Source organism: Bradyrhizobium sp. MI1.3, assembly GCF_055811695.1.
Genome location: NZ_JBVVPQ010000232.1, coordinates 1 through 692 on the forward strand (window position 1 = coordinate 1; position 692 = coordinate 692).

The window sequence follows — 692 nt, forward strand, 5'->3', positions numbered from 1 at the left end:
CTGACCTCGCGCGGACTGTATTTTCGTCGCGAGGCCGGCATCGACAACGCATCATCCAATCCGGCATCGACCTACGCGGATCAACTCAAGAAGGGGGTCTCAAACGGCATCATCGGCGACCAACAGGAAGCGCAGACGTTCCAACCGGCACCGGCGCAGCCCGAATCCCCAAAGCCGGCAAGCAATCCCTTCACCGCCCCGCAGCGGGCGGAGCCGGCTGGCTCGCAACTCGAGTCGGAGCGGCTGTGGCGGGCGCGTCTTGAGCGGGAGGCACATGAACAATATCTGCGGGAGCGGCAGCGCGAGCGGATGGCGCGCGTGCAGGCGAACAATGCGGCCTATGACTCACCGCTCGCCGTCAATGTCAGCAAGCTGCAAACAACGAGCGCACCGGTCAACAATGCGCCACCATCGCAGACGACCATAACACCCGGTCCTGCACACGGCCCGCCCGATCTTTATGCGGCGGCGCGTGGGGCGGGCCTCAGTACCCAGACCATCGATCCGAACAGGCAAGCTGCAAAAGAGCAGTTTTTCAACGCGGACCTCAAGAAGCTCGGCTACATTCAGACCAAGGTGGCCACGCCGACATCCGCCTACGAACTGAAACGCGGCTCCGTCATTCCCGCGACGCTGATCACCGGCATCAACTCCGATCTTCCCGGTCGCATCACCGCCCAGGTCAGCCAAAA

1 pseudogene is annotated in these 692 nt (G+C 63.0%); it reads left to right on the forward strand.

Annotated features, from left to right (window positions below):
- Window positions 1–692 (forward strand): annotated as a pseudogene (locus AC0L3A_RS40800) (IncP-type conjugal transfer protein TrbI); the annotation flags it as partial.